This window comes from Collinsella aerofaciens, from assembly GCF_015548375.1.
Classification (GTDB): domain Bacteria; phylum Actinomycetota; class Coriobacteriia; order Coriobacteriales; family Coriobacteriaceae; genus Collinsella; species Collinsella aerofaciens_AB.
This window is the reverse complement of record NZ_JADMWW010000006.1, coordinates 36,853-63,756: the sequence shown is the minus strand read 5'-3', so window position 1 is coordinate 63,756 and position 26,904 is coordinate 36,853. Positions and strand designations below refer to the sequence as shown.

The window sequence follows — 26,904 nt, the reverse complement described above, 5'->3', positions numbered from 1 at the left end:
GTCCCTTTATCACATTCGGTTATAGGTAGCGACCGGTAATGCTCTTGGAGCAAGCGACGATATCCGCCGGCGTGCCGGCGCAGACGATTTGCCCGCCGGCGTCGCCACCGCCCGGGCCCATGTCGATCACATAATCGGCGTTACGGATAAGGTCGAGATCGTGTTCGATCACGATAACCGTGGCGCCCTTGGCAACAAGGCCGTCGAACACACTCAGCAGCACCTGAACATCGAGCGGATGTAGGCCGATCGTAGGCTCGTCGAACACGAATACGGCATCGTCCTGCACGCGTCCCATCTCGCTCGCAAGCTTAAGACGCTGCGCCTCGCCGCCCGAGAGCGCCGGCGTGGGCTCACCGAGCGTGAGATAACCCAAGCCCAGGTCGTGCAAGGTCTGCAAGCGCGCCTGGACTTTCTTGAGTCCCAGTGTGGCGTCGATGGCCTCGTCCACACTCATGTCCATGAGCTGCGGCAACGTAAGCAGGCTCCCGTCCTTGCCCTCGCGATGGATATGCGAAGCCGTGTCTGCATAACGCGAACCGCGACACGCTGGGCAGACGATCTCGACGTCGGGCAGAAACTGCACGTCGAGCGATATCGAGCCCGTGCCATCGCACGTAGGGCAGCGCAGAGTGCCAGTGTTGTAGCTAAAGGCACCTGCCTTGTAGCCGGCTGCCTTGGCTTCGGGCGTACGGGCGAAGGCGCGGCGCAGCTCATCATGGATGTCGGCATAGGTCGCTACCGTCGAGCGCACGTTGGCACCGATGGGCGTGGCGTCAATCAGGTTGGCACGGGCAATGCCCTCGGCATCGACCCAACGCACGTGCCCCGGCAAGCGTTCGCCGGCTGCCTGCGCCTTGAGCGCCGGGATGAGCGTCTCGAGCACCAACGTCGTCTTGCCCGAACCCGAAACGCCCGTCACCGCGACAAGGCGGCCGCGCGGGATATCGACTTCGAGCGGTTTGACGGTATGGATGGCCTCGGTTGCCATGCGGATATGGCCCTGGTCGAACATTTCCTCATCAGTCACCTGCGGACGCAAGCGCTTGGACTCTGAGCGCAAAAACGGCGCGATGCGACTGCCCTGCGATTGCTCGACCTCGTCTACCGTACCAGCGGCGATCACATTGCCGCCGCCTGCTCCGGCAACGGGACCCATCTCGACCAGATAGTCGGCATCCGCCAGTACGCGCGTATCGTGGTCGACAACAACCACGGTGTTACCGTCATCCACCAGATCTCGCATCACGCCTACCAGGCCGTCGACATTGGCAGGATGCAAGCCAATCGAGGGCTCGTCCAGCACATAGAGCACGCCCGTCGATCGGTTGCGCACCACGCGGGCGAGTTGCACGCGCTGGCGCTCACCCGTGGAAAGCGTGGCACCGGCGCGATCGAGCGAAAGATAATCGAGGCCCAAATCGACCAGGCGACGGGCCGCACCCAAAAACGAATCGCAGATATCCGTCGCCATGGGCTGCATCTCGGTCGGCAAGGATGCGGGCACCTCGCGCACCCACTCAACCGCATCACCAAGCGTCATGGCCGCGGCCTGTGCCAGATTGATACCGCGCACCTGGGGCTGGCGTGCGGCCTCAGAGAGACGCGTGCCGCCGCAGTCACGGCATGGCCCCTCGCGCAAAAAGCGCGCAACGCGTTTTAAGCCCTTATCGTCCTTGACCTTGGCGAGCGCATTCTCGACGGTATAGACGGCGTTGTAATAGGTAAAGTCGAGTGGCGTAGCGCCCTCGCCGTTTTTGGGCACGTAGAGGATGTGCTTCTTAACCGCCGGACCATGAAACACGATGTCGCGCTCTTGAGGCGTGAGCTGGTTAAACGGCACGTCGGTGCGCACGCCCATCTCGCCGGCCACCTGCTTCATCAGATCCCACATGAGCGTACCCCAGGGAAGCACCGCGCCTTCGTTGATGGTCTTTGACTCGTCGGGCACCAGGCTCGCCTCGTCCACCTCGCGCATGACACCAGTGCCGCCGCAGGTAGAGCACGCGCCGCCGCTGTTAAAGGCAAGGTCCTCGGCACCCGGCGCGTAGAACTCGCGGCCGCATGCGGGGCACGTGAGCGACAGGCCCGCAGCCACATTAAGGCTCGGCTCCACACGCGCCCCGCAATGCGGGCACACGTGATGGGCACAGCGGCTAAAGAGCAGACGCAGGCTGTTGTTGAGCTCGGTCATGGTGCCAAAGGTGGAACGCACGCCCGGCACGCTGGGGCGCTGATGCAATGCGAGCGCCGCCGGCACGTGCAGTACCTCGTCCACCTGGGCGTGTTCGGCCTGCGTCAGGCGACGTCGAGTATAGGTGCTGAGTGCTTCCAAGTAGCGACGCGAGCCCTCAGCATAAAGAACCCCCAGCGCCAGCGAACTCTTGCCCGAGCCCGACACGCCGGCAATACCCACGAGCTTTCCCAGCGGAATATCGATATCGATGTCCTTGAGGTTGTGTACACGTGCGCCACGCACTTCGATAGCCTGCGGGCTCATCTTCTGTTCCGTCACCTTTATCACCCTACTCATGCCATAAAACTCGATCGCGAATGTACGCGCCCAGCATGGGCACGGTAAACCGGACGAGGCCGTATCCGGCAGCTTCGATGACGCGCTCGCGAATCAGGCTTGCTCGATATTTACTCGCCCAGCTCTGGGTACGCTCGCAGCGCTCAATGATATCCGCCATGCGCGTCGGTTTGTCCTCGTCAACCGCCATGGCCTCGATAAAGAGGCGCTGTGGACTGCGCAGCCCGTAATACAGGGGCGCGTCAACCGCTTCGTAGAACTCGGAGACGGCATCCGCATGGCCATCCTCGACATCGCGCCTTTCGATGACCTGCGAGCCACGCCGGACAGCAGACCGCCACATGTAATATCCCACCAGCTGAACCATATAGGGATGCCCCATGCTCTTGCGTGCCGCAAGGTCCGCCGTCTCCGCGTCAACGTAAAGACCAGCGTCTTTGACCGTCTGGATATATGAATCGCGCACCTTGGGCAAAGATATCGCCCCCAGCGTACGCTGCTGGGCGCGGCGCAAAAACGTCACGCTCGGCTCTTCGAGCAGATCGTCAACCATACTGGGCAAGCCGGCAAAAACCAGCGCAAGACCGCGCTGGTCGCTATCGGGTAATCCCGTGGCATCCTGGTCTCCGAGCACCTGCTGATAGAGAACGGCAAGAGCCGCCAGTTCCTCGATAGACGCCGATTGCGCCTCGTCAATCGCAAACAGTATGCCCTTGCCTGGACCGAGCTTCTTAAGGCGCTCGTTGACCAGCCCTCGCAACGTCTCGCCCTTTGCTCGCGCCGCCTCGACCGACATCCGGCCAAACGAAGGACCGAACTCCATTGACGTCACAACGGGTTTATTCGAGCGAAGCGCGTCGGCCAAGCGGTCGCATAAGCCAAGCGAAGCGGAATCGGAGACAACCGCCCATCCGCGCTCGCTGGCCAGACGTTGCAGCTCCCGCAGGAGAACTGTCTTGCCGCAGCCGCGGTTTCCCGTAATGAGCATGAGCCTGCCCGGCGCTCCGGCGCCGTTATCGAGCCCTTCCTCGAAATCTTCGATGACCGACTCGCGACCAATGAGCATCGGAGGCCGCTTGCCTGCCGTTGGCTTAAAGGGATTTGGATTCATGTCGGCCTCCTCGGATTGGCAAACCCTGGTAATAGTTATACCAACTTATACCGAGTTATACCAACTGAATCTGCCAAAGGGGCTGCCCCTCTGTCACATGTGGCCGAAAAACTCGGCGTCTGCTGCTCGCCAGGGGCGGAAGGTGGAGGGATCGACCTTTACGTGGGCTGCCTCGGGGACGTCGTACCATTTGACCGTGTAACCGGCGCCGTGGGAGCAAAAGATCGAATCGGGCGTGTTGGGCAGATCGGCCTCGGGCTCATAGGCGGCCGTCTCGATGACGCGCTCGGCATCATGGCAAGCCGCATAGCCGGCGAACTCTAGGTACAGATGCCCACGACCACTCGTATAGGCGGCCACCTCCAGCGCGTAATCCTGCACCTCAGATGCCGGCACGCGACCCACAAGCTTCGCCCGGTCTCCCGCCATCGTCGGCGGCTCGTACTCGGCACCCATGCGCGTGGCATCCGAGAGTGCCCGGCCCACGCACTCCCCCGGCACCTCGAGCTCAAAGCGATACCACGGCTCCAACAGCACCGCCGCGCCAGCCTCACGCGCCTGCATGAGCCCCTGGCGAATCGCGCGGTACGTGGCCTGGCGAAAATCGCCGCCCTCGGTGTGTTTGGCATGCGCACGGCCGCCCGTGAGCGTAATGCACACATCGGTGATGGGCGAGCCGGTCAGCGCGCCCAGGTGATCGCGCTCCATGGCGTTGGTGAGTGCCAAACGCTGCCAGTTAAGATCGAGTTCGTCGGTCGAGGTCACGGTGCCAAACTGCACGCCCGAACCCGCTGGCAACGGCTCCAGGCGCAGATGTACCTCGGCATAGTGGCGCAGCGGCTCAAAATGGCCCACGCCCTCGACCGGCTGCGAAATAGTCTCCTTATAGAGAATGCCGCCAGACTCAAACGCAACCGAAAGGCCAAAGCGATCGGCCAACACCCGCTGCACGACCTCGAGTTGCACGGCGCCCATCAGCTGTAAATGAATCTGCTCAAGATGAGTGTTCCAGCTTACGCCGAGCATGGGATCTTCGTCCGCCAACTCTGTCAGTGCTTTGAACACCGCGTGGACATCGTGTTCGCCCGGAAGCACCGTATAGGTGAGGACCGGAGCGATGACAGGCGCATCGCCCACGGGCTCCGCCCCCAAGGCATCCCCTGGGCGAACGTGCGCAAGGCCCGTCACGGCACAAATACCGCCAGCAGCAACTTCTTGGGCAAGCTCATACTTCTCGCCGTTATAGATGCGCACCTGGTCGATCTTTTGCTCCCAAGTGGAGGCGCCAGAGCATCCCTCGACAACTTGCTTTGCACGCAGTACACCGCCCGTCACCTTGACCCAGGCAAGACGCTCGCCACGGTCTCCACGACTCACGCGGTAGACTCGCGCGGCGAACTCCTGGGGCCATGTTCGCTCGCGCATCAAAGCGCATATGCCGTCGAGTAGCTCTGCCACACCCTGGTCCTTGAGCGCCGAGCCCGCAAAGCAGGGAAACAACTTTCGCTCTGCGACCAGCCGCGAAAGCGTGGCAGTCGAAAGCTCCCCTGCGTCGAGAAACTCCTCGAGCGCCGCCTCGTCCAACGCAGCAGCGTCCTCCTGAACGGCACCACCCACCAACAGTTCGCTGGCATCCAGGCAGCCCTCGGAAAGACGTTGCCCAAGCTGTGCCAGCAAAACATCGCGGCCGGGATTCTCCAAATCGATTTTGTTGATAAAGATGAACGTCGGAATGTCATAGCGCGCAAGCAGGCGCCACAGGGTTTCGGTGTGCCCCTGCACGCCGTCGTTGGCACCCACAACCAAAATCGCATAGTCGAGCGCGCGCAGCGTGCGCTCCGCCTCGGCCGAAAAATCGACGTGGCCGGGCGCATCCACAAGCATGACGTGGGTATCGCCGTGGTCGAGCACGGCCTGCGACGAGAAGATCGTAATGCCGCGCTCGCGCTCGATCGCGTTAGTGTCCAGATGCGAATCGCCATCGTCCACGCGGCCGCGCTTGCGAATGCGACCCACGTTGAACAACATGGCCTCGGCCAACGTGGTCTTGCCGGCATCGACATGCGCCAAGATTCCAACGACTGCCTGCTTCGACATGGCTCTCCTCTTATTACAAGCTACAAGCCCATCGCACGCGGCAACGGGCGTCCTCGTTCCACACTGGATGATACAATTTACGAGCCGGCGGGCGAAGCGGGCCCTATCCCCCGACCAAGCTCATCGCCCTGCGTTGCCGCGCGGCGATTTTCGTAGGTTCGCGCCTTGCGAAAGCCGGCTTGCAAATCAGCGCAGCGAACGAAAATGGCCCCACCCGGGACCATTTTCGTTCGTGCGAATTGTTGACACGTGCCCCTACTCTTACGCCTCACGCAGCCAGTCGAACGCAACACGCGGCGTGCCGTCCGACACATACACGACGCCGGCACGCTCGAACCCCGCCTTAATACTCGCGCCCTGCATGGGCAGGTTGTCCTGATGCGTGTCGATGCGCAGGTGATCGGCACGCTCCTTGGCAAAGGCAAACATCGCAGCCGCGATACCGTGCACGGTGCCATCGGACGCCACACGGTGCAGCACGGCGTACGGAGTGTCGCTGCGCCATTGACCATCCTCAATTACGTCATAGCACTCGTCCGGGCCCGGCAAAAAGGCAAACGTCGCCACCACGCGGCCATCGACTTCGCACACATAGCTGCCACCGGCGGCGATATCGGCAGCCAGTTGCTCGGCAGAAGGCGTGCCCTCGGGCCACTGTGTGGCGTTGCCATGCGCGCGCATAAAGGCGCGGGCCGCGTCATAGATAGCCATGACAGCGGGAATGTCGGTATCGAGGGTTTTTCTGATCATCACGCGGCGACCTCACGTTTATTGGTATCACTTTGATTGAGCAATGATACCAACGTTTGGAGAGGGGCGCGATGCAGATGGGGAGCAAAAAGCGAGCCGCCTGGTCAAAAGCAAAAAGCGAGTTTTTGAGCACTGCCACCGGCGGCGATATGAGCGACCTGTTTGCACGCGAGGACGAGCGCCGCGACGCCCTGGACGCCGAGCGCGATGAGGCCTGGCGCTACAAGTCGTGCGAGCGCAAAAACCGTTACGACACGCGCGCCGAGGCCGAGGCCGTTATGGCCGACTGCGAAAACCGCGGGCGGCGCGGTTTGGCCTGCTACAAATGCGAATACTGCGGTGGATGGCACCTGACGTCGCACCCTTGGAAATAGGCGCCGCATCGGCACGGCATTGACGGAGCGCCAGCCATCGCACGCAAGCTACGGGCGCGGCGGCACCAAAACATCGTAACGAACGGCCTTGCCCGCAAGTTGATAGCTCGGCTTAACGCCGGCAAGCAGTGGCCCCTTCACCGGTCGCTTGATAACGACCTTGCGCGGGTGCACCGCAAGCGCAGCTTCGACCAACGTCTCCTCATCGGCGCACGGCTGTTCCAGATGATGCAAGAGTTGGAACTTCTTTTTAACCGCCGCGCTCTTGGTGCGTCCGGGAAACATGGGGTCCAGATACACCACGTCAGGAGCGGTGAGCTCGCCCTGCCCGATCAGCTCAGCTGTATGGCGAAGGCCGGCAATGCTATCCTCGCCCGCATGTAAGCGCATGCGCGACACGGCAGCCACAAGCGCCGGATCATCTGCCGCGCGATCCAGGGCATCCTTGAGGAGCGCCGCGATCACGCAATCCTGCTCATACAGATCGACGGTAAAGCCCGCGGCCGCCAGCAGCAGCGAATCCTCGCCAAAGCCTGCCGTGGCGTCAATCGCCCATGGGCTCTCGATGCCTTTTGCGCGCGCAGCCTTCACCAACAGCTCTTGCTGCAGACGGCCCTGCTTGAGCCGTGGAAGCATGCGGCCAAAATCGGCACGCAGCTCCATCGTGCCGTCGGTGAGCGTGAGGCCCTCGGGCTTCCCGGTCAGCTCAAGCCCCGCGGCCCGAGCAACAGAAAAGGGATCGACGACGCCCATGGGTACTCCTTAACAAGCAAAACGAATACGTGAGCGCCGTTTATGCCGGCACCCAACCGTCCGCTATTGTCCCACATGCGACATGGCCCACAGCATCCCAATGCAAAGCACCGCCATCAATCCCGTGCACACGGCAGCGATCACAGAATCACTCATGCGCCTTCCCAACGATCGCGGCTCACGCACTTGCCCTGCTCCGTACATCATGGCTCCTCCTTGAGACCAACTCCTTGTTACGGCCTCATCATCTCAGCGCCGCACATGAGCTGCCATCGATTTGGCTTACGTCCAGCTTTCCTTTTTGAAAGGTTGGACCGTACGGGCAAGAAACGCTTTCAAACGCATGCATCGCCCCGTTGAACTACAATGTGCTTCACGATATGTGCCGCAACCTGGGTGCGACAGATTCTCCGCGCCCGCATCGAAAGGACCAGCTATGAGCGCCGCTCGCAAGACACTCAAAATCCTTGCCCTGATTTATTTTGTTCTGGGCATCGCCAGTCTCGTCATTGGAATCGCCGGCATCGCGACTGGCAACCTCGATTCCACGTACGGGTCGAACGCCATGCTCGCCGCGGTCGTGCTGGTCGCCAAGGGCCTTGTCGACCTTGCCGCAGGTGTTGCGGGTATCAAGGGCGCCAACAAGCCTTCGCAGGTGGATGGCGCGTTTAAGCTCGGCATCGTCGCCGCGGCAGCCACGCTCCTCCAGGCCGCGCTCACGCTTCCCGCGCTCGGCGGCAGCTCCGTCAATATCGTCGCCTTTGTCATCGTGGTGTACGACCTGTTCTTTGTTCAGCAGGCGCACGCCGTTAAGGCCGAGAACAAGGACCGCCTGTAAGCGCTCGCTTCTCATAAGCTCTGCAGCCAAGCAACTAAAAAGGGCCGATCGCGCATCTCCGCGGTCGGCCCTTTACGTTTGCCCAGATAAAACCTGCCAAAATAAACCTGTCCCTTTTTGGCAGGTTGTTAGCTGTGACGGTACTCGGCGATGATGAAGTCGATGTCGGTCTGAAGGGTATCGAGGTTTGCCAGTCGCTCTTTGTCGGCAGGGCGCGTGCGGTAGTAGTACGGCGTCATCTGGAACACCGCCTCAATGTCGGCCTGCGTCTGGAGCGTAATGTTCGCAGACACCCGCTGCGTTCCGACTAACTCGAGCTCGGTGGTCTTCGGCAGCTTCTCATCGTTAAGGTACGGCGTGTCGTAGAGTACCTCCTTGAGACCAAAGAGATGACGGGCGCCCGGCACCACGGTGTAAAGCGAGCCCTCGGGCGCCAGCACGCGGGCAAACTCGCGCTCGTTAAAGGGAGCAAAGAGCTCGGTCACCATATCGAAGGCGCCATCGGCCACGGGGATGTCCTTCATGTTGGCCACGAAGTAGGTCGCATCGCCGCGCTTGGCAGCCAGGCGTACCATCTCCTTGCCCAGGTCGAAACCGTAGGCATCCACGCCCGGCACCGCGCCCATGGCACTCGTGTAATAGCCCTCGCCGCAGCAAATGTCGAGCAGCGTCATGGGGCCATTCGTAGACGTGGCACGCCCAGACACCTGCTTGCGCACCAACTCGACCATCGCATCGCGCAACGGCGCATAGTATCCGCGGTTCAGAAAGTCACGACGACTGCGCGCCTGTGACTTGGGATCGCCCATGGAGTCGCCGCTCTTGGACGAGCGCAGCAGATATAGATAGCCCTCGCGAGCACGGTCAAACCGGTGTCCGCCCGCGCACGCAGCACCGCGCTCATCGTCCACCAACGGCTCATGGCAAACGGGACACAACAACATGGCAACTCCTTAGCGCGAACAACACAACGCTCACCATTGTCGCACGCCTTCCCCACCTAGTCATTGGGGACGTTCTTGAATGACTAGTCGATTAGGAGTATCATCATCTGCGCAAATAAGCACGAAAGAGCATGTTAGAGATTGAGAGCGTATGGCTGATACCGCATCTAAGCACATTGACATGACCACCGGCTCGCTGTGGCGCAATATTCCCCTATTCGCCTTCCCCGTGGCCGCCACGAGCATCTTGGAGCAGCTGTCGAACCTCATCGCCACGGTCATCATCGGTAACTTCTCGGGCGACCAGGGAACCCTCGCCATGGCGGCGGTCGGCTCCAATGTTCCGCTTACCAGTCTTATGCTCAACCTGTTTATTGGCATGTCGCTTGGCTCCAACGTGGTCATCGCCAACGCTATCGGCCGCAACGATCAGAACATGGTCAAACGCGCCGTCCATACCTCAATTTTAATGGCGCTCGTGGGCTTTGTCGTCATCGCGCTGGGCGAGATCTTTGCCGAGCCCATGCTCGCCGCGCTCAATGTTCCCGCCGAAACCATGCCGCTCGCTTCGCTCTACCTGCGCATCTTTTTGCTCAGCCTGCCCTCGATCTTGCTCTACAACTTTGAGGCCGCGATTTTCCGCTCCGTCGGCATCGCCCGCATGCCGCTGCAGGCGCTTGCTGTGTCCACCGTCCTCAACATTGGCCTGGACCTCATCTTTGTCCCCATACTCCACTGGGGCGTCGCTGGCGTCGCCATCGCCACCGCCATCGCCTACACCGTCAGCGCCGCTACACTCTTTATCCGCCTGCTCAAGACCGACTCCGTCGTCCGCGTCACCCCACGCGACCTGGCTATCGACCCCGTCGCCCTCAAGCGCATCGTCAAGATCGGCCTGCCCGCCGGCATCCAAAGCGCCGTCTTTGCCGTCGCCAACATCATCATCCAGTCCGCCATCAACAGCCTGGGCACAGAGGTCATGGCGGCATCGAGCGCCGCCATGAGCCTAGAGTACGTGTGCTACAACCTGCTCAACAGCTTTAGCCAGGCCTGCACCACCTTTGTGGGACAAAACCACGGTGCTCGCCAGATCGACCGCTGCACCAAAACGCTTAAGGTCTGCCTGGTCGAAGGCGGTATCGTTGCCCTCACCACGATTATCGTTATTGTCGGCCTGGGACGCGAGATCTTGTCGCTGTTCAACAGCGATCCCAACATCGTCTCGATCGGCTATATCCGCGTGTGCTCGATTTTCCCGGCGTACGCCTTTAGCATGTTCTACGAAAACATGTCCGGCTACCTGCGCGGCTTTGGTATCTCGCTCATGCCCGCCCTCATCACCATGATCTGTGTCTGCGGCATCCGCTTCTATTGGGTGTTCTGCGTGTTCCCGCACTTCCGCACCTTTGCGAACATCATGATGGTCTACCCCATCAGCCTGGGCACCACGGCGTTCTTTATGGTCGTGGCGGTATTACTCTGCCACCCGGCACGCACCTATCGCGCCGCCCAAGCCAAAGCGACAGCCCGCTAAACACCGCACTCAACGCCACGCCAGTCATTAATTGACAATATGCGAGCTCATATAGTCGATAAAGCGCCTCGTGGCGATGGGCATGGTGTCCCAGCTGCGCCAGGCGGCCACCACGTCGCGCGAGGGGGCATGCACGATAGGCCGCACACGGATATCGGCTTGCACGCCCTCAACGGTACGGCGATAAAGCATACTCACGCCCAGGCCTTCCTCGACCATCGCCATGATTGTGTAGTCGTCGGTTACCTCACTCGTCACGTGTGGCGACAGCCCATGCGCCGCGAATGCATCGAGCACCAGGCTCTGTTCGCCCTCATCCAGCAGCACAAACGGCTCGGACGCCAGGTCGGCAAGTGTCACCTTTTCCTTTGCCGTCAGCGGATGCGCGGTCGGCAACAATGCCACCAACTCGTCGTGATAGACCACGCGCTTCTCGAGCCCAGCGGTAAACCCGCGCGCCGTAAAGCAAAAGTCAACCACGCCATCGTGCACCCATTGAGCGTTGCGCGTGTAATCGCCCTGCTTGAGGGTAAAGCGTACGCCCGGGTGCAGCGCACCAAAGTCGCGGATCACACGCGGCAGCACGGTACGACTCACGTTGGTAAACGTCGCGATACGAATATCAGTCGAGGAGAGTCCCAGCAACTCCTGACGTTTGCCCTCAAGCTCGGCCTCAGCAGTTACGATCTGTCGCAGATACGGCAGATACTGCTTGCCATCGCGCGTAAGCGACACACCCTGCTTACCGCGCTCGATAAGCGTGGTACCCAGCTCGCGCTCGAGCGCCTTGACGGCCTGGCTCACCGCACTTTGCGTATAGCCCAGCTCGTCCGCCGCACGTTTCAGACTGCCGCAATCGACCACCATACATACAATCTGATACCGCGATGCCATCGTGCCTCCCCATCGATGTTGCCGTAAAACGTTTTGCCAGGGCTTTTTCTGTCAACATTAGCATTTCTTAATCATACTGAAGATACATTCGCTTTACTACATCCACATCTGGGAGCAGAATCCTTTTTGCGAAACCGTTCTGTAACAAAAGGAGTCCCATGGATCGCAAAAAAGCAATCGCGCTCTCATTTTCCGTTCCCGTCGCATGGGGCTTTTCGTATCCCCTTATGAAGATCGGCATGGACAGCATGAACGCCACGAGCATCGTCGCGCTGCGCTGCATCATCGCCTTTGCGGCTTGCCTGCTGCTCTTCCACAAGCACGCGTTGCGCATCAACCGTAACCTTATGGTCCGCGCCGCCATCATCGGCGCCATTATGGCAACCGAGCTCACCTGCATGTGCCTGGGCTCCAGCCTCACCTCCGCCTCCACCGCCGGCTTTTTGCAGAGCCTGACGGTCGTGATCGTGCCGTTTGCCAACGCCGCCCTGCTGCGTCGCGCCCCCGAGCGCAAGGTGCTCATCGGCACGGCCATCGTCACCTGCGGCATGCTGCTGCTCTCGGGCGCCGACTTTACCAGCCTGAACCCGGGCGCGCTCATCATGCTGCTCTCCGCCTTTATCTACGCTGGACACATCATTGTCGCCAAGCGGTTTGTCGAAGAAGTCGATCCGCTTGCTCTGGGCGTTTGGCAGCTGGGCTTTGGCGGCTTGTTCTCGGGCATCGCCGCATTCACCTTTGGCGGCTTCACGCTTCCCAGTACGCCCAGCGAGATCGTGGTCGTCGTTGCCCTCGCACTCATCTGCTCTGCCTACGGCTTTATCACCCAGACGCTCGTGCAGCCCCACGTGCCCGCCGAGACTACCGGCTTCGCCTTCTCGCTCGAGCCGGTCTGCTCCGCCGTCTTCTCGTTCTTCCTGGTCGGCGAGGTCCTGAGTCCCATCGCCTTCTTTGGCGCCGCCCTCATCCTCACCGGCGTCATGGCGGCAACCGTCGAGCTTCCGCGCCTTCGTGCACATGGACAGGCCCGCATGGCAGGAGCGCCCGAGCACGTCTCGTAGACCCCACTCCTTATGCAGCCGCGGCATAAAGATCTCCAGACGCCTTTACAATAGATGTCAACAGAGCATCTGCCATAAAGGAGCCCCATGGACACCGCAACCCGCGACCGCAACATAGCAACTTGGTTGGGCGATGCGCCGCGGCCGGTACGTGAAACTACGAACCGGCTGCTCGAGCGCATCGCCCTTTTGCGTGCCAAGCAAACCATCTACCCGGCACAAGACGACATCCTCAATGCCCTCGCCTACACGCCGGCCGACCAGGTCAAAGTTGTCATCTTGGGTCAAGACCCTTATCACGGACCCAACCAGGCCATGGGGTTGTCGTTCTCGGTCCCCGCGACGCAAACCAAGTTGCCGCCGAGTCTGCGCAACATCTATAAGGAACTCAAAGCCGATCTGGGCTGCCCCATTCCCGCCACGGGAGACCTGACCCCCTGGGCACAACAGGGCGTCCTGCTCCTCAACACTACGCTCACCGTGCGCGAGCATGCCGCGAACTCGCACGCCAAACTGGGCTGGAGCACGCTCACCGACTACATTATCGAACGCTGCTGTCAGCTGCCCCAACCGGTCGTCTTTTTGGCATGGGGCCGCTTTGCCCAGCAGATGGTCGATGGTAAGCTCGCCGCGACCGGCGCGGGCAAGGCAACCGGCAAGTTCTGCCTGGCATCCACGCACCCCTCGCCGCTTTCGGCCAACCGTGCCACGGCAGAACTCCCCGCCTTTATGGGGTCGCGCCCCTTCTCTGCTGCCAATCGGCTACTCGAACAGCACGGCTCGACCCCCGTCGACTGGACTTGCCTCGGCTAAAAATCGATACATCAAAAACGCGCCCGACGGCTTTCCATCGGGCGCGTTTCCTATTCGGGCCAAATAAATTGTGTGCGGCCGGCCTCGCCGCCATCGATCAACAGACTCTGTCCGGTCATAAACCGGTTGGTCACGCCCACAAAGTAGATCCACTCGGCGATCTCTTGGGCGGTAGCCCAGCGTTTAAGCGGCGTGAGCTCCATAATCTGGTTCCACAGGTGTTCGTCTTCCATCACGCAACGGTTGAGCGGCGTGATAACGCCACCCGGGTCCACACTGTTGGCGATAGCCTGCGGCGCCAGACGGTTTGCAAGGTTCTTGGTGTAGGCGATAACGCCGCCCTTGCTGGCGGCATAGTCGGGAAACTCCGATCCCGTATGCCCGCTCGCCGACCCCACATTGACCACGGATTTGATAGCCGATGCCGGCTTGGCAGCAAGCCCCTCCCCCGCAAAGGCGTAGCGCTCGGTCACGTTGATGGTGCCATACAGGTTGGCGGCGATGTCGTCGGCCGAATCCTGCGTACCGGCAACGTTCACGATCACCTGGGGCTCAAGGTCGCTTGGAAACGAGTCCGGCTCGCGGACATCAACGATCAGATGGCGGTAGCGCTCGTGTTCGATCGCCGGCGACAGCAGATCAAAGCCCACGACCTCGTGGCCCTCATCCAAAAAGCGCTGCACGCACGCGGCTCCGATACCGCCCGAAGCGCCCGTGATCAAAACCCGCATACTTGCTCCTTAGGCGGTTGCGTGACGCTCGAGGTACTCGGAGCCCACATTCTCGCGCTCCCAGCCGCGCACGACCTTGTAGCCCACGGGGCTCAAGAAGACCTCGCACAGCAGCTCGGCAACAGCACCGGTCAGCGAGCACATAAGGACCTGCACCCAGGTCCAACCAAAGAACGTGTGGCTCACCACAATGGCAAAGACCAAGTTGTCGATAAACTGGCCAATGCCCGTGGACACATAGGAGCGAAAGGCAAAGCTCGCAAAATTATTCTTTTTGAGCATGCGGCCGAGCGACTGGTTGAGCGTGGAGTTAACCACGGCAGAAACGAGCATTGCCAGCGAAGAGCCCAGCACCACGTACCAAGTGCCGCCGATGGTGGCGTTAAGGGCAGTGTTGACCTCGATCATGCCCGTGTCGTAGTAGGCGCCCCACATGCCGGGCGTGAGCGAGCATGCCCAAAAGCACAGACTCACGGCCAGGTTGACCAGCAGCGCGAGGATAGAGATTTTGATGGATGCCTTGGCGCCAAAGCGCTTGCAGATCATGTCCTGGCACAAAAACGAAACCCAGCTCACCACAAAGCCACAGTCGAGCGCCAGATACGGCAGGCTGATGAGCTCTTTGTTGGCCAGCAGGTTCATCATGATGACGCTCACGAAAAACAGCGAAACCGTTGCCGCGGGAATGCTCCGCAACAGGACCTTGTAGTCCTCCATGACCTTCTTGATCATTATGTACTCCTTTGGTTTTAGGTTTAACGAGCAGGATATCGGACCCGAACTGCTCGGACGCCCCGGTCTTGAGACGACGGTGAGTATAATAGCCGCTCACACGGCATAAGGCAAGCAAACGGCGCGGCAGCCCCGCAGGGCCACCGCACCGATGCGTTAAAAGGCCACGTTGCCAAACTCCGACAGGATAAGGTCGGGGTTGTGGTCAGTTGCCCAATCCACGTTCCACGGGCTCGTGAACAGCAGCAGCTTACCGCCGCGCATGTCCTCGACGCGCAGCGTGTCGCGCGTGAGCGAAAGAGCCGGGATATCGATGGTATCGGGGTCATTCTGGATCCAACGAATGTCCGTATAGGGCAGCGGCTGGCGACGAACCTCAACACGGTACTCGGCCTTGAGGCGGCGCTCGAGCACCTCAAACTGCAGCACGCCGACCACGCCCACAATGACGCTCTCCATGCCGGCACCCAGCTCGCGGAAGATCTGGATGGCGCCCTCCTGGGCAAGCTCCTCCATGCCCTTGACGAACTGCTTGCGCTTGAGCGTGTCAACCTGCGTAATGCGAGCGAACATCTCGGGGGCAAACGTCGGAATCTGCGGATACTGCACGTGGCGCTTGCCAGAGCACACGGTGTCACCGATGCTAAAGATACCCGGGTCGAACAGGCCCACGATATCGCCCGCGTACGCCTCGTCAACAATCGCGCGGTCATCGGCCATCATCGACGTGCCCGTGGCAAGCTTGAGTTTGCGGTTGCCCTGCACGTGGAAGGCATCCATGCCGCGCTCGAACTTGCCCGAGCAAATGCGCACAAAGGCGATGCGGTCACGGTGGTTCTTGTCCATATTGGCCTGGATCTTAAACACAAAGCCGCTAAAGTCGTCGCGGCAGGGATCGACCGGCTCGCTGGTGAGCGTATCGGTATAGGCACGCGGCGTCGGGGCCAGACGCAGGAACTCCTTGAGGAAGGGCTCCACGCCAAAGTTGGTGAGCGCCGAGCCAAAAAACGCCGGGCTCAGCTTGCCGCAGGCCACGGCATCCAAGTCGAGCTCATCACCGGCGCCATCGAGCAGCTCGATGTCGTCCATCAAGTTCTTATGGTTTTCCTCGCCGATGAGCTCATCCATGGAAGGATCGCCCAACTCGGCCTCGACCTCGGCGACCTTCTTGGTAGCATTGGCGTGGCCGTCGCCCTCAAAGGCGATAACGCGGCGCGTCTGACGATCGAACACGCCGCGGAAGTTGCGGCCGCTGCCGATCGGCCAGTTCATGGGATACGTATTGATGCCCAGGACGTTCTCGATCTCTTCCATGAGCTCAAACGGGTCGCGAGCCTCGTGGTCGAGCTTGTTCACAAAGGTAAAGATGGGAATGTGGCGCAGCGTGCAGACCTTAAAGAGCTTTTTGGTCTGGGCCTCGACGCCCTTGGCGCCGTCGATGACCATGACAGCGGCGTCGGCGGCCATAAGGGTACGGTAGGTATCCTCCGAGAAGTCCTGGTGACCGGGGGTATCGAGGATGTTGACGCAGGCGCCGTTGTAGGTGAACTGCAGCACCGAGGAGGTGACGGAGATGCCGCGCTCCTTCTCGATGTCCATCCAGTCCGAGACGGCATGCTTGGCCGAGCTCTTGCCCTTGACCGAGCCGGCAGTCTGGATGCTGCCGGTATAGAGCAGCAGCTTCTCGGTAAGCGTGGTCTTACCGGCGTCCGGGTGGCTGATGATCGCGAATGTGCGGCGCGACGAGATTTCATCCGACAGGCTTGCCATGCGGATCCTTTCTTGCATTGAGTGCATTACGTCGTTGTAACCGCATTATTGTAGCCGCGAAACCTCGCTCTAGAGCGCCTATCAGGACAAATTCATCAGTTGGGGCCTGGGTAGCTGGCCCAATCAGCATTTGCCTCTTGCATAACTGTGCATAGTGTATATATACTGTGCTTACCGGTTATATACACGTGTAGCCCAACAGCTAAGGAGCCGCTGTGGACATTATCCTATCCAATTCGAGCGACAAGCCCATCTACGAGCAGATATCCTCGCAGGTCAAAGCTCAAATCCTTTCGGGCACGCTCGCCGCGGGAGCCAAACTCCCCAGCATCCGCGCACTCGCGAGCGACCTGGGCGTGAGCGTCATCACCACCAAGCGCGCCTACGCCGATCTGGAGCAGCTCGGGTTTATCTGCACCGTGCAGGGCAAGGGCTGTTTTGTCGCCGAGGGCAACCAAGAGCTCTTGCGCGAAAACCAGCTCTGCCATATCGAAGAGCTGCTTACGCAGGCGGCAGAACAAGCCGAAGCCCTGGGCGTCACGCGCGACAAACTGCACGAGATGCTCGACCTGGTAGCCCCCGAAACCATGCAGTAGCCATCTGCAAGAAAGGCTATACCATGCAAAACTTGTTAGAACTCAAAGGTGTCTCACGCCGCGTGAGCGACCGTTTTTCGCTGCGTGATGTCACGCTCGCCGTGGAGCCCGGCCAGATTGTTGGCTTTGTGGGCGCTAACGGTGCCGGCAAGACAACGACCATTCGCGCCGCGCTCGGGCTTATCAAGCTCGATGCCGGCGAGGTACGCCTGTTTGGGCAGCGCTGTGGCGCCGACGCGCCCGATGAAACGCAGCGCCATCTACGCTCCCGCGTCGGTCTTGTCCTGGACACGTGCCCCTTCCCCTCCACGCTCAAGGTGGGCCAGGTCGAGTCGCTCGTAGGCCCGGCGTACCCCACGTGGGACCGCGAAACGTTCGCCGGATTCATCAACCGATTTGGCCTCGATCCCAAGACAAAGGTCAAGGGCCTCTCCCGCGGCATGGGCATGAAACTGCAGCTTGCCTGTGCACTCAGCCACAATGCCAAGCTGCTCGTTTTGGACGAAGCCACCGCGGGCCTCGATCCCATGGCACGCGAGGAACTGCTCGATGAGCTGCTCGCCTTTGTCGCCGACGGCCAGCGCAGCGTGCTGCTCTCGAGCCACATTACGTCTGATCTCGATCGTGCTGCCGACCGCGTCATCTGCATCGATAACGGCTCGATTGTGTTTGACCTGCCACGCGAGGACATTACCGACCGCGCCGGCATCGCCCACTGCACCCAGGCACAGGCCGCCGAGCTCATGGCTTGCGTCGAAGGCACCCGCGCCGCCCGCCACGCCTACAGCGTGGACGTGCTCGTGTCCAACCACCGCGAAGTGCTCGAGGCCTTCCCCGAGATTCCCTGCGATCGGGCAACCATTGATGACTATCTTCGCTTCATGCTGAAAGGGGCTTTGAAATGAAACGCGCCATTATGTCCGAGCTTGCCATCGTTCGCACGCTCGTCCCGAGCATCGCAGGTGTCGGCCTGTTCATCTTCGTCGTGCTGACCGCCGTCAGGGCATCGAATGGTGATTCCGATATGAGCGCCGCCGGCGCCTTCGCGATCAGTGCCATGTCGCCTATCATGGCCATGACGTCGCTGGCCGGGCTCGACAACCAAAACGGATGGGAGCGCTATCGGGCAACGCTGCCCATCTCACGCAAAGACATCGTCAGCGCACGCTACCTGTGCATCACTATTTTCTCGGTCATCATGACGTGCGCGGCCGTGCTGTTGAGTATCGTCGCCATCCCGATCTTAAACAGCGTGGGTATCCCCTCCACGGGAGAGACCGTCTTTGAGACCGCAATCGCCTCGGCAATATCGATGCTTTTCTCCCTCATGGCGGTGTTTTTGGTACTGCCTCTGTTCTTTCGATTTGAACACATGAAGGCGCAACGCCTATCCGTTGGTCTATACGCCCTATACATGTGCCTTATCATGGTCACGCTAAACTCATTCAACCCCATCAGCAACCATCTCATGTCGATGATTGCCGGGGCGAATCCCGATCCTTCCGTTCTTGGCTTCCTGTGCGCAGGAATTGCCGCGCTGGCAACGGTCGTCCTTGGCGCTGTCAGCTGCGCCATCAGCACCAAGGTCTACTGGGCACGCAACCTATAGGCAAGCGCGGTATCATTGGACATGCGCCATAGATCTGGCGTGGTCTTTTTTGAGGAGGCGCTCAACCCGTGTCGTGGGTCGCAGCAGCATTTGTGTCGGCTTTCTTTGCCGGCGTCACATCTGTCCTGGCCAAATGCGGCATCAAGCAGACCGACTCCGATGTCGCGACGGCCATTCGCACCTGCGTGGTGCTCGTTTTCGCCTGGGCAATGGCGGGCATTTCTGGATCCATTGGAACCATCGGCAGCATCGAACCCAGATCTTGGCTCTTTCTCGTCCTCTCGGGACTCGCTACCGGCGCTTCGTGGATCTGTTACTTTAAGGCGCTGGGCATCGGAGACGTCAATAAGGTCGTACCGGTCGACAAGATGAGCACCGTACTCGCCGCACTGATCGCCATCGTGCTTTTTGGCGAGACGAGCAACCTTGCGGTTAAGCTCGTGGGAACCGCTGTCATCACCCTCGGCACGTTTTTAATGATCGAGAAGAAGCAGTCTGCCGGACCCGAGCAGCAGCAAGACCGGACCTGGCTCGCTTACGCCCTCGGCGCTGCCGTGTTCGCGGCGCTCACGTCCATCCTTGCCAAGGTTGGCATCGAAGGCGTCGAGTCAAACCTGGCCACGGCAATCCGCACCTGCGTGGTACTGGTTATGGCATGGGCGATCGTGGCAGCCAAGGGAAAACTGGATCAGGTCGCGCACGCTGACCGGCGCGAACTCACATTTCTCGCAACATCGGGCATCGCGACCGGAGCATCGTGGCTGCTCTATTACTACGCCATCGCCACAGGCCAGGTGAGCGTCGTGGTGCAGATCGACAAACTATCGATTGTCGTATCAGTACTATTTGCGCGCCTGACATTCAACGAAAAACTCTCACGACACAGCGTCATCGGTCTCGCCCTCATCGTACTGGGCACCGCCGCGCTCGCAGTTTGGAAGTAGCGCGGCCAGCAGCCGCTACATCCTCACACCTGGCTTGGGATGCCTGTACTGACCGTGGGATGCCGTGCGCTCACCGTGCGAGATGGCAAATTTGGGACAACAATGCAGGCAACGAAGGCAGGCTGCGCACTCCGGCTTTGTCCAGACGGGAAGGCCGTCGCGCATCTCAATCGCCGCCATGGGGCAGCGCTTGGCACACAGGCCGCAGCCGATGCAGCGATCGGCATCGACGGCAAACTTGCTCGTCTGTTGCATGCGCGGCAGCCCAATTGCGTGATACGCGCACGATGCAAACAGAGGCACGCGATGGCGCATCATGTTGCCCGTGCGGCGTGCCCGCACCGCCTCGATCACGGCATCAATTTGCGCCTCGGCAGCTCTATTGATACCCTCAACCTTTTGAGGGTCAGACAGGTCGAAAACAGGCGTCCAGGTATCGGGCATCTTGACGCTCATCGCCGCATCTAACTCGAGCCCACGCTCGTGTAGCAGATCGCGGGCGAACTTGGCCGATTGCCCGGTCGTCGAACCATATGTCGAGACATAGAACGTATAGGGGCGCTCGCCGCCCTTTGTGCCGGCAGCAACCGATAGGTCGACAGTCTTCAAAAACTCGATCATTGGCGTCGGCAAGCCCCAGGCGTATACCGGGGCGACAAACCCCAGCCGACAGGGGCCTTCCATCACAGCAAGGTGAAGGATCTCGGCATCAAAGCGCTCAATCGACATAACTTTGTCGCTTGTCGCCGCTGCAATGCGACGCGCCACATGCTCGCTGTTCCCTGTCGCGCTAAAGTACAGGATCATCTCGTACCCCTGGAATTGACTCGTGAAAAACCGCGCTACTTGCGCAGCGGCTTGGGCAGCGGAATGCCGGCGGCGATAACGGCGGCGATGATCATGCAGACGATACCCTTGAGTGGGAAGCACATGAGCAGCAGGCCCACGACCATGACCGGCTGGCGCATGACGGCGCCCATCGTCGATGCCGTGCAGACGGCGACGCAAAAGACCGGATCGGCGCCGGTGAGGATAGCAAGGCCATAGCCCAGGCTCACACCCGAGAAGATAACCGGGAAGAAGTGACCGCCGCGCCAACCAAGGTTGATGAGGGCGGGCGTCAGCATGGCCTTAACAAGACCGGTCGCGATAAGCACGCCGGCGGGGATGGTCAGATAGGTCTCCATGAGCACGTCGGCCTGGGTCTCGCCGGCAAACATGGTGTAGGGCAGGACCGTGCCGCAGATGGCGAGCGCCAGACCGGCCAGCATGGCTTTGACGACAGGGCGCGCCCCTATTGCATGAGCAAGCGCTTCGCTCGCGTGCTCAGAGACAAAGTACAGCCAGCCGCAGATTGTTCCGATCAGCGACAGAGGGATGAGCCAGATAAGCTCCAGATTGCCCACCACGGCAGCCTCGAACCTCGGCATACCCATGCCGCCGCCCATGAGCTGGCCGAGCAGCAGGTAGGTGCCCAGGCCGCCAGCAATCGCGATGCCGTAAACCACGGTCTTTTGCGCCTTGGGCAGCCTGATGGTGATCTCACCGGATTCGGAATCCTCACCATCGCCGGCACCCTGGCCGTCAGCACTTCCGGCAAGCGGCGCCACAAAGCCAAACACGGGCGCGGTAAAGAGCGCCGTCAGAGCAGCCTGGGTGCCCAGCAGCGTGAGCTCCCTAAACTCGGCGCCAAAGCGACGCATGCGATCGCCGACCCAGCTGCACAGACCCGCGATGACGCCGGTCAGGCCGGCCTCCGGTCCAATACTTCCACCAAACAGCAGCGGCAGCAATGCCGCGAGCGAAAGCTTGCCCAGGTTGTCGTACGGGTAGCGCCCGTCTTGCTTAACCTTTGCCATCACCTGGTTGAGGTCATCGGTCTTGATGCCCGTCATCTTTTCGTATAGGCCAATCACCAAGCCGCCCAACAGGCAAACGAAAAACGGGTACGGCAAAAAGCCAAACGGGCCGCTGGCGAGCTCGGGCGAAGCGACGCCCAGTGCGTGCGGGATCTCAGTCCATAGATAGTCGATGCCGTGCTCCATCGCAAAGAAGAATAGCCAGACTGCAGCACCCGCGAGTGCACCGGTCACAGCAACGCTGACCAAAAACAGCGCGCGGTTTGTGGGTTTGGCAAGGTTATCCATCGGGTCCTCCCGCGGTCAAAGTCGACATAGATACATTTTATTGTAGAGCGCGCGTTGCCCGAACGAGCCAACCACCTGCGCCGCAAACGGCACCATTGGGAGTCATAGTGGAGCAGGCTCAAGACTTATCCGTTGATAATCGAGGCAATCTCACGCAAATCGTCGGCAAAGTAGATGCCGTGCTGGCGCCTCGGGCTCGAAAGCCCTTTATCAATCATGTGCCCGAGCAGCGCCTTGAGGTCGTTGTAGTAACCGTCCAGGTTATACAGGATGCACGGAGCACTCAGGTGCCCCAACGACACCGCGGACATGACCTCGGCAATCTCCTCGAGCGTGCCCGTCCCACCGGGAAAGGCGATGAACGCATCGCCGAGCTCAATCATCTTGGCTTTGCGCTCGGCCATATCACTCGTCACGATGAGGTCGTCGATACCGTCATGTTGAAACTCGGCCTCGATAAAAAAGCTCGGCTCAACACCCGTCACGTGTCCGCCAGCATCGAGCACGCTATCGGCGAGCGCACCCATCAGGCCCGATTTGGACCCGCCGTATACCAACGCGTGTCCGTTGGCGCCAATCCAGTTGCCCAGCTCCTGCACCGCGGGCAGAAACGCCGGATCATTGCCGGCACTGGCACCCAGATACACGGTGATATTCATATTTGGTCCCCCTTGTTGTGGCGCACGACGTTCGTCTTAGCGCTGGCGTCGACGATACTCGCGCACGCGACGCGAAAGATCGGCGAGCTCGTCACGATCGAGCTCTTCCAAATGCTCAAGATCGTCCATAAAGCGCGCCATGGTGTCCTTTTGGCGCAGCTTGATAAGCGTATTGCAGTAGTTCACCGCCACGCCCGTGAGCATGGCGATGTAGAAGATGCTGATGATGCTCAGAATGACGGTAATGGCGCGGGCAACCGGTGTCTCGGCCGGAATGTCGCCAAAGCCGATCGTCGAGACCGTCTCAAAGCTAAACCAGAGACCATCGCCAAACGTGAGGGTCGTGGGCTCGGACAGCCAGACAGCCGTCGAGCACAGCAGGTAAAAGATAAGAAACAGACCCGTGATGCGTGCAAAGCCAGCCTGTCGCAGTACGTCGGAAAGCGTCCTCAACCTGTTCATCGCGACCCCTTTTCCCAGACGCCCAATCACGTTCGCTCGGTATTGTCCCACAACCGGCAGCTAGGGACGTTCCTTTTGTGCCGGCAGAAAGGGACTGTCCCCAACTGCCGGGCGGGAGCGTTTAGCTGTGCGGCTGCCGACTGGGCAGGCTGAGCTGGTATCCTTATGCGGTAATGTCTCGATTCGTTAGGATTGCATGTGAGAGCTGCCACTGTCCTTCGTTCAGTTATATATCGCACCCTGGCCGTCGCGCTTACCGCGCTCGCCGTACTGAGCACCGTCGCGCCTGTCCAAGCTTTTGCCGCTGACTCTAGTCAGCCAGTCAAGACGGTCCGCGTTGGTTGGCTCGTCAACAACGAAGGCTTCCAGGACGGCACCCCCGGCGAGCGTCTCTCGGGATGGGGTTACGAGTACCTCCAGACCCTGTCGTACTACACGTCCGGCTGGCGGTACGAATACGTCTCCGGCACCTTCACCGAGCTTATGGACATGCTCGAGGCAGGCGAGATCGACCTCATGCCCAACATCTCCTACTCCGAGGAACGTGCCCAAAAGCTGCTCTTTTCCTCGAACCCCGAGGGCACCGAGCGCTACTACATCTACGCCAGGCCCGACCGTGACGACCTTGCAAAGGGTGACCCTCAAGCACTCCAGGGTCTCACTATCGGTTGCAACCCCGACGTCATGCAAACCTTCGTTGGCCAGCAATGGCTCGCCAGCGAAGGAATCGCCTGCACATACAAGGAGTATGACGGAGGATCCGATCTCTTTGACGCGCTCGCAAACGACGAAGTCGATGCCGTCATCATGAACGACACAATCTCGTCGCCCAATGCCTCCCCCATGTTCTACATTGGTTCGAGCGACTACTATTTTGCCGTCCCCAAAAGCCGCCCCGACCTGATGGACGACATCAATGCCGCCATGTCGGCAATCGCCCGCGTCAACCCACGCTATATCGACGAAGTCAAATCTAACTACTCGGCCCAAAACGGCGGTTCATCATCGCTCAACGGCCCCGAACGTTCCTGGCTCAAAGCAAATGGCAACACCATCACGCTCGGCTACATTACGGGCAAACTCCCCTACTGCAACGAAGACGAAAACGGCGAAATGAAAGGCTCGCTCGCATCGCTTGCGACGACGCTGCACGATAAATTTGGCATTACGGTCAAAACCGTCCCCTTTGATAGCTACAAGATGATGTCAAAGGCCCTGTCAAAGGGAAGCATAGACGTTGCGCTGCCGGTATACCGAGATTACTGGTTTGCCGAGCAAACAGGCGTTGCGCAGTCGGTATCGTTGGAGACCATATCCCTCACCGCCATCCACACCGGCAGCGACCTGAACAAAGACCTTCAGAACATCGCCTGTACCAAATCATCGTTTGTCAACAAAAATGCACTTGAAAATCTGTTCCCCACAGCGACCGTGACCGAATACCAATCCGACAATGAAGTGTTCGACGCCCTCAGGAAGGGAACGGCGCGCTGCATCCTCGCTCCCAGTTCACGTGTAAAAACTATCGGTGACCGTCATGATCTCAAGGACTACGAGACGATCGAGCTCCCTGACACCTGTGAGCTCTCGTGCTGGATTTCGCGCGGAAAGCCCGAGCTGCTGGGAATCATCAACAAGGGGATCGTCAATGCCGGAGAATCGCTCTCTGCAAGCAGTTACTCCTCCATGTCGTACACGACCCAGGAATCAGACACGCTTCAATTCCTTTTTCGCAACCGCACCGCCATTGCCGCTACCCTCATCGGTATGTTGTCGGTCGGCATCGTCCTGCTCATCTGGGCGCTCGTGCGCGCTCGAACCGAGCGCAAAAAAGCCGACGCTGCCAACGCCGCTAAGACGGCATTCCTCACGCGCATGAGCCACGACATCCGTACGCCGCTCAACGGTATCCTGGGCCTTATCGAGATTGAGGAATTGAAGGAAGGCGATATCAAGGTCGCCCGCGAGAGCCGTGCCAAGGCGCGCGTTGCCGCCAATCACCTGCTCTCGTTGATCAACGACATCCTCGAGATGGGCAAAATCGAAGACCGCAAGCTAACACTGGAACATGCGCCTTTTAACCTCAAAGAGCTCTGTGACAATACGCTGGTTCTGTGCAAGCTCCGCGCGTCCAGTAACGGCATCACCATGCAGGACAATAGCCTGCCGTACGCCACGGGGCCATACATGATCGGCAGTCCCACCCATATCCGACAGATCATGATCAACCTGTTAGACAACAGCATTAAGTACAACAAGCACGGCGGCTCCGTCACCTTTAGTTCAAAGACCAAGCCACTCGATAACGGGCGCGCGCTCTTTTGCTTTAGCGTTTCGGATACCGGCATTGGCATGACTCCCAAGTTTTTAAAGCATATCTATGAGCCGTTTGCCCAAGAAGGCGACGATGCGCGCAGCAGGTTCCAAGGAACCGGCATGGGCATGCCAATCGTCAAGTCGCTTATTGAACTGATGGGCGGCACCATCGAAGTCACCAGTGAGCTCCATGTGGGCACCTCGTTCTACGTGGAGATTCCGCTCGATATCGACGAGAATCCCCAGGCGCGGGCGAATACGGTTGAGAGTGCGCCTGACTGCTCGCTCACCGACATGAACGTGCTGCTCGCCGAAGACAACGAATTGAATGCCGAGATTGCCCAGACGCTGCTAGAATCCGAGGGCGTCGTGGTCACCCGCGCCGCCAACGGCAACGAGGTCGTCGATCTGTACCTGTCGCATCCCGCCGGCAGCTTCGATGCGATCCTGATGGACATTATGATGCCGGACATGGACGGCTATGAGGCAACCCGCGCGATTCGTCTGAGCGAGAAGGTCGATGCAGCCGATATCCCCATCATCGCGCTCACCGCCAATGCCTTTGCCGAGGACGCCAAGGCGGCACACGATGCCGGCATGAACGCCCATCTGTCCAAACCGCTCGACTTTAACAAGCTCAAAAACATACTCGCCCGCATCAAGAAAAACGGATCCATTTCGCTATAGTTTGTGCTCAACCACTACGCACGACCAGAAAGGAAGCCAACGATGTTTAGGCCCTTACGTCGAAAGAAACGCGCTATCACCGACGAGGAAGCGCGCAAACTGCTCGCCACCTGCAAGCGCGGCGTCTTTGCCGTCAACGGCGACGATGGCTACCCGTACGCCATTCCCGTCAACTACTTCTTTGACGCCGAGCACGACAAGATCTATTTCCATGGCGCCAAAGCCGGCCACAAGGTCGACGCACTCAAGCGCGATGACAAGGTCTGCTTTACCGTATACGGCAACGAGTGGTACCAGGACGGTGACTGGGCTCCCTACGTTATGAGCACCGTCGTCTTTGGCCGTTGTCGCCTGGCGAATGACACCCCCGCGTTTATCGAGGACAAAGTCCGCCAGCTCGCCCTTAAGTACTACCCTTCTGCCGAAGAAGTCGAAGAGGAAATCGCCAAGGACATCAAGGGCGTCCAGCTCTACGAGATTTCGATTGAGCATCTTTGCGGCAAGCAGATTCAAGAAAAGTAAGCCCCTCAGCAGGCCTCATCAATAACA

General features: G+C 60.0%; 25 protein-coding genes. 11 read left to right on the top strand and 14 right to left on the bottom strand.

The window, feature by feature from the left end:
* Positions 1-19: 19 nt before the first annotated feature.
* The 4 genes from I1969_RS04085 to I1969_RS04070 all read right to left on the bottom strand — a co-directional run bounded on the left by I1969_RS04085 (position 20) and on the right by I1969_RS04070 (position 6,491).
* The gene (locus I1969_RS04085; protein WP_195233112.1) at positions 20-2,533 is read right to left on the bottom strand and encodes an excinuclease ABC subunit UvrA; all 2,514 of its coding nucleotides are present in this window, start codon (positions 2,531-2,533) and stop codon (positions 20-22) included.
* On the bottom strand, positions 2,526-3,644 hold the full coding sequence (locus I1969_RS04080) for an AAA family ATPase (RefSeq protein WP_195233110.1): 1,119 nt from the start codon (positions 3,642-3,644) through the stop codon (positions 2,526-2,528). The genes I1969_RS04085 and I1969_RS04080 overlap by 8 nt, the downstream gene beginning before the upstream one ends.
* Before the next feature lie 93 nt (positions 3,645-3,737).
* Complete coding sequence (locus tag I1969_RS04075; protein ID WP_195233108.1) at positions 3,738-5,741, bottom strand: GTP-binding protein; 2,004 nt, start codon at positions 5,739-5,741, stop codon at positions 3,738-3,740.
* A gap of 261 nt (positions 5,742-6,002) precedes the next feature.
* On the bottom strand, positions 6,003-6,491 hold the full coding sequence (locus tag I1969_RS04070) for a GNAT family N-acetyltransferase (protein WP_195233106.1): 489 nt from the start codon (positions 6,489-6,491) through the stop codon (positions 6,003-6,005).
* A gap of 125 nt (positions 6,492-6,616) precedes the next feature.
* Here I1969_RS04070 and I1969_RS04065 point away from each other — a divergent pair, with 125 nt between their 5' ends.
* Positions 6,617-6,865 carry a hypothetical protein gene (locus I1969_RS04065; RefSeq protein ID WP_229025960.1) on the top strand — a complete coding sequence of 83 codons (249 nt, stop codon included), beginning with the start codon at positions 6,617-6,619 and terminating at the stop codon, positions 6,863-6,865.
* 48 nt (positions 6,866-6,913) lie between these two features.
* Here I1969_RS04065 and I1969_RS04060 read toward each other — a convergent pair whose 3' ends face one another.
* Positions 6,914-7,618 carry a class I SAM-dependent methyltransferase gene (locus tag I1969_RS04060; protein ID WP_195233104.1) on the bottom strand — a complete coding sequence of 235 codons (705 nt, stop codon included), beginning with the start codon at positions 7,616-7,618 and terminating at the stop codon, positions 6,914-6,916.
* A 436-nt stretch (positions 7,619-8,054) separates the two neighbouring features.
* On the opposite strand from I1969_RS04060, the gene I1969_RS04055 reads away from it, so the two are divergent.
* Entirely contained in the window at positions 8,055-8,456 is a 402-nt protein-coding gene (locus I1969_RS04055; RefSeq protein ID WP_195233102.1) for a hypothetical protein, read from the top strand.
* Positions 8,457-8,584: 128 nt separating this feature from the next.
* Here I1969_RS04055 and I1969_RS04050 read toward each other — a convergent pair whose 3' ends face one another.
* Positions 8,585-9,400: a putative RNA methyltransferase gene (locus I1969_RS04050; RefSeq protein WP_195233100.1), complete on the bottom strand. Its 816-nt coding sequence runs from the start codon at positions 9,398-9,400 to the stop codon at positions 8,585-8,587.
* A gap of 151 nt (positions 9,401-9,551) precedes the next feature.
* Between I1969_RS04050 and I1969_RS04045 the strand changes: the two genes are divergently transcribed.
* Positions 9,552-10,934, top strand: coding sequence for an MATE family efflux transporter (locus I1969_RS04045; RefSeq protein WP_195233098.1), 1,383 nt, complete (start codon positions 9,552-9,554; stop codon positions 10,932-10,934).
* 27 nt (positions 10,935-10,961) lie between these two features.
* Here I1969_RS04045 and I1969_RS04040 read toward each other — a convergent pair whose 3' ends face one another.
* On the bottom strand, positions 10,962-11,828 hold the full coding sequence (locus I1969_RS04040; RefSeq protein WP_195233096.1) for a LysR family transcriptional regulator: 867 nt from the start codon (positions 11,826-11,828) through the stop codon (positions 10,962-10,964).
* 158 nt (positions 11,829-11,986) lie between these two features.
* On the opposite strand from I1969_RS04040, the gene I1969_RS04035 reads away from it, so the two are divergent.
* Both I1969_RS04035 and I1969_RS04030 read left to right on the top strand, forming a co-directional pair.
* Complete coding sequence (locus I1969_RS04035; protein WP_195233093.1) at positions 11,987-12,889, top strand: DMT family transporter; 903 nt, start codon at positions 11,987-11,989, stop codon at positions 12,887-12,889.
* A gap of 87 nt (positions 12,890-12,976) precedes the next feature.
* Positions 12,977-13,702, top strand: coding sequence for a uracil-DNA glycosylase (locus I1969_RS04030; protein WP_195233091.1), 726 nt, complete (start codon positions 12,977-12,979; stop codon positions 13,700-13,702).
* Positions 13,703-13,752: 50 nt separating this feature from the next.
* On the opposite strand, the gene I1969_RS04025 is transcribed toward I1969_RS04030, so the two are convergent.
* The 3 genes from I1969_RS04025 to I1969_RS04015 form a co-directional block, all read right to left on the bottom strand.
* Positions 13,753-14,433: an SDR family NAD(P)-dependent oxidoreductase gene (locus tag I1969_RS04025; protein ID WP_195233090.1), complete on the bottom strand. Its 681-nt coding sequence runs from the start codon at positions 14,431-14,433 to the stop codon at positions 13,753-13,755.
* Between the two features lie 9 nt (positions 14,434-14,442).
* The gene (locus tag I1969_RS04020; RefSeq protein WP_229028244.1) at positions 14,443-15,165 is read right to left on the bottom strand and encodes a VUT family protein; all 723 of its coding nucleotides are present in this window, start codon (positions 15,163-15,165) and stop codon (positions 14,443-14,445) included.
* A gap of 156 nt (positions 15,166-15,321) precedes the next feature.
* Positions 15,322-16,935: a peptide chain release factor 3 gene (locus I1969_RS04015; RefSeq protein WP_117820856.1), complete on the bottom strand. Its 1,614-nt coding sequence runs from the start codon at positions 16,933-16,935 to the stop codon at positions 15,322-15,324.
* Between the two features lie 215 nt (positions 16,936-17,150).
* Between I1969_RS04015 and I1969_RS04010 the strand changes: the two genes are divergently transcribed.
* From I1969_RS04010 to I1969_RS11225, 4 genes are all read left to right on the top strand, one after another.
* Complete coding sequence (locus I1969_RS04010; protein WP_195233088.1) at positions 17,151-17,531, top strand: GntR family transcriptional regulator; 381 nt, start codon at positions 17,151-17,153, stop codon at positions 17,529-17,531.
* Between the two features lie 23 nt (positions 17,532-17,554).
* Entirely contained in the window at positions 17,555-18,436 is an 882-nt protein-coding gene (locus tag I1969_RS04005; RefSeq protein WP_195233086.1) for an ABC transporter ATP-binding protein, read from the top strand.
* Positions 18,433-19,140: an ABC-2 transporter permease gene (locus I1969_RS04000; protein ID WP_195233084.1), complete on the top strand. Its 708-nt coding sequence runs from the start codon at positions 18,433-18,435 to the stop codon at positions 19,138-19,140. The genes I1969_RS04005 and I1969_RS04000 overlap by 4 nt, the downstream gene beginning before the upstream one ends.
* A gap of 68 nt (positions 19,141-19,208) precedes the next feature.
* Entirely contained in the window at positions 19,209-20,084 is an 876-nt protein-coding gene (locus I1969_RS11225) for an EamA family transporter (protein ID WP_195233082.1), read from the top strand.
* A gap of 15 nt (positions 20,085-20,099) precedes the next feature.
* Here I1969_RS11225 and I1969_RS03990 read toward each other — a convergent pair whose 3' ends face one another.
* From I1969_RS03990 to I1969_RS03975, 4 genes are all read right to left on the bottom strand, one after another.
* Positions 20,100-20,891, bottom strand: a complete 792-nt coding sequence (locus tag I1969_RS03990) for an EFR1 family ferrodoxin (RefSeq protein ID WP_195233080.1) — start codon at positions 20,889-20,891, stop codon at positions 20,100-20,102.
* 35 nt (positions 20,892-20,926) lie between these two features.
* Positions 20,927-22,231 carry a chloride channel protein gene (locus tag I1969_RS03985; RefSeq protein WP_195233078.1) on the bottom strand — a complete coding sequence of 435 codons (1,305 nt, stop codon included), beginning with the start codon at positions 22,229-22,231 and terminating at the stop codon, positions 20,927-20,929.
* A gap of 125 nt (positions 22,232-22,356) precedes the next feature.
* Positions 22,357-22,890, bottom strand: a complete 534-nt coding sequence (locus I1969_RS03980; protein ID WP_195233076.1) for an LOG family protein — start codon at positions 22,888-22,890, stop codon at positions 22,357-22,359.
* Between the two features lie 36 nt (positions 22,891-22,926).
* Complete coding sequence (locus tag I1969_RS03975) at positions 22,927-23,352, bottom strand: potassium channel family protein (protein ID WP_195233074.1); 426 nt, start codon at positions 23,350-23,352, stop codon at positions 22,927-22,929.
* A 198-nt stretch (positions 23,353-23,550) separates the two neighbouring features.
* On the opposite strand from I1969_RS03975, the gene I1969_RS03970 reads away from it, so the two are divergent.
* Entirely contained in the window at positions 23,551-26,355 is a 2,805-nt protein-coding gene (locus I1969_RS03970) for a response regulator (protein WP_195233072.1), read from the top strand.
* A gap of 42 nt (positions 26,356-26,397) precedes the next feature.
* On the top strand, positions 26,398-26,877 hold the full coding sequence (locus tag I1969_RS03965) for a pyridoxamine 5'-phosphate oxidase family protein (protein WP_195233070.1): 480 nt from the start codon (positions 26,398-26,400) through the stop codon (positions 26,875-26,877).
* The last annotated feature ends 27 nt before the right edge of the window (positions 26,878-26,904 follow it).

What these genes read in the sequence shown, in the direction of transcription:
- I1969_RS04035 (WP_195233093.1), top strand. Translation starts at nt 11,987, where the DNA reads ATGGATCGCAAAAAAGCAATCGCGCTCTCATTTTCCGTTCCCGTCGCA.
- I1969_RS04045 (WP_195233098.1), top strand. Translation starts at nt 9,552, where the DNA reads ATGGCTGATACCGCATCTAAGCACATTGACATGACCACCGGCTCGCTG.
- I1969_RS03975 (WP_195233074.1), bottom strand. Translation starts at nt 23,352, where the DNA reads ATGAACAGGTTGAGGACGCTTTCCGACGTACTGCGACAGGCTGGCTTT.
- I1969_RS04030 (WP_195233091.1), top strand. Translation starts at nt 12,977, where the DNA reads ATGGACACCGCAACCCGCGACCGCAACATAGCAACTTGGTTGGGCGAT.
- I1969_RS04070 (WP_195233106.1), bottom strand. Translation starts at nt 6,491, where the DNA reads ATGATCAGAAAAACCCTCGATACCGACATTCCCGCTGTCATGGCTATC.
- I1969_RS04040 (WP_195233096.1), bottom strand. Translation starts at nt 11,828, where the DNA reads ATGGCATCGCGGTATCAGATTGTATGTATGGTGGTCGATTGCGGCAGT.
- I1969_RS04075 (WP_195233108.1), bottom strand. Translation starts at nt 5,741, where the DNA reads ATGTCGAAGCAGGCAGTCGTTGGAATCTTGGCGCATGTCGATGCCGGC.
- I1969_RS04015 (WP_117820856.1), bottom strand. Translation starts at nt 16,935, where the DNA reads ATGGCAAGCCTGTCGGATGAAATCTCGTCGCGCCGCACATTCGCGATC.
- I1969_RS04060 (WP_195233104.1), bottom strand. Translation starts at nt 7,618, where the DNA reads ATGGGCGTCGTCGATCCCTTTTCTGTTGCTCGGGCCGCGGGGCTTGAG.
- I1969_RS04020 (WP_229028244.1), bottom strand. Translation starts at nt 15,165, where the DNA reads ATGATCAAGAAGGTCATGGAGGACTACAAGGTCCTGTTGCGGAGCATT.
- I1969_RS04085 (WP_195233112.1), bottom strand. Translation starts at nt 2,533, where the DNA reads ATGAGTAGGGTGATAAAGGTGACGGAACAGAAGATGAGCCCGCAGGCT.
- I1969_RS04080 (WP_195233110.1), bottom strand. Translation starts at nt 3,644, where the DNA reads ATGAATCCAAATCCCTTTAAGCCAACGGCAGGCAAGCGGCCTCCGATG.
- I1969_RS04005 (WP_195233086.1), top strand. Translation starts at nt 17,555, where the DNA reads ATGCAAAACTTGTTAGAACTCAAAGGTGTCTCACGCCGCGTGAGCGAC.
- I1969_RS04000 (WP_195233084.1), top strand. Translation starts at nt 18,433, where the DNA reads ATGAAACGCGCCATTATGTCCGAGCTTGCCATCGTTCGCACGCTCGTC.
- I1969_RS03965 (WP_195233070.1), top strand. Translation starts at nt 26,398, where the DNA reads ATGTTTAGGCCCTTACGTCGAAAGAAACGCGCTATCACCGACGAGGAA.
- I1969_RS03990 (WP_195233080.1), bottom strand. Translation starts at nt 20,891, where the DNA reads ATGATCCTGTACTTTAGCGCGACAGGGAACAGCGAGCATGTGGCGCGT.
- I1969_RS03980 (WP_195233076.1), bottom strand. Translation starts at nt 22,890, where the DNA reads ATGAATATCACCGTGTATCTGGGTGCCAGTGCCGGCAATGATCCGGCG.
- I1969_RS04055 (WP_195233102.1), top strand. Translation starts at nt 8,055, where the DNA reads ATGAGCGCCGCTCGCAAGACACTCAAAATCCTTGCCCTGATTTATTTT.
- I1969_RS04025 (WP_195233090.1), bottom strand. Translation starts at nt 14,433, where the DNA reads ATGCGGGTTTTGATCACGGGCGCTTCGGGCGGTATCGGAGCCGCGTGC.
- I1969_RS04050 (WP_195233100.1), bottom strand. Translation starts at nt 9,400, where the DNA reads ATGTTGTTGTGTCCCGTTTGCCATGAGCCGTTGGTGGACGATGAGCGC.
- I1969_RS03985 (WP_195233078.1), bottom strand. Translation starts at nt 22,231, where the DNA reads ATGGATAACCTTGCCAAACCCACAAACCGCGCGCTGTTTTTGGTCAGC.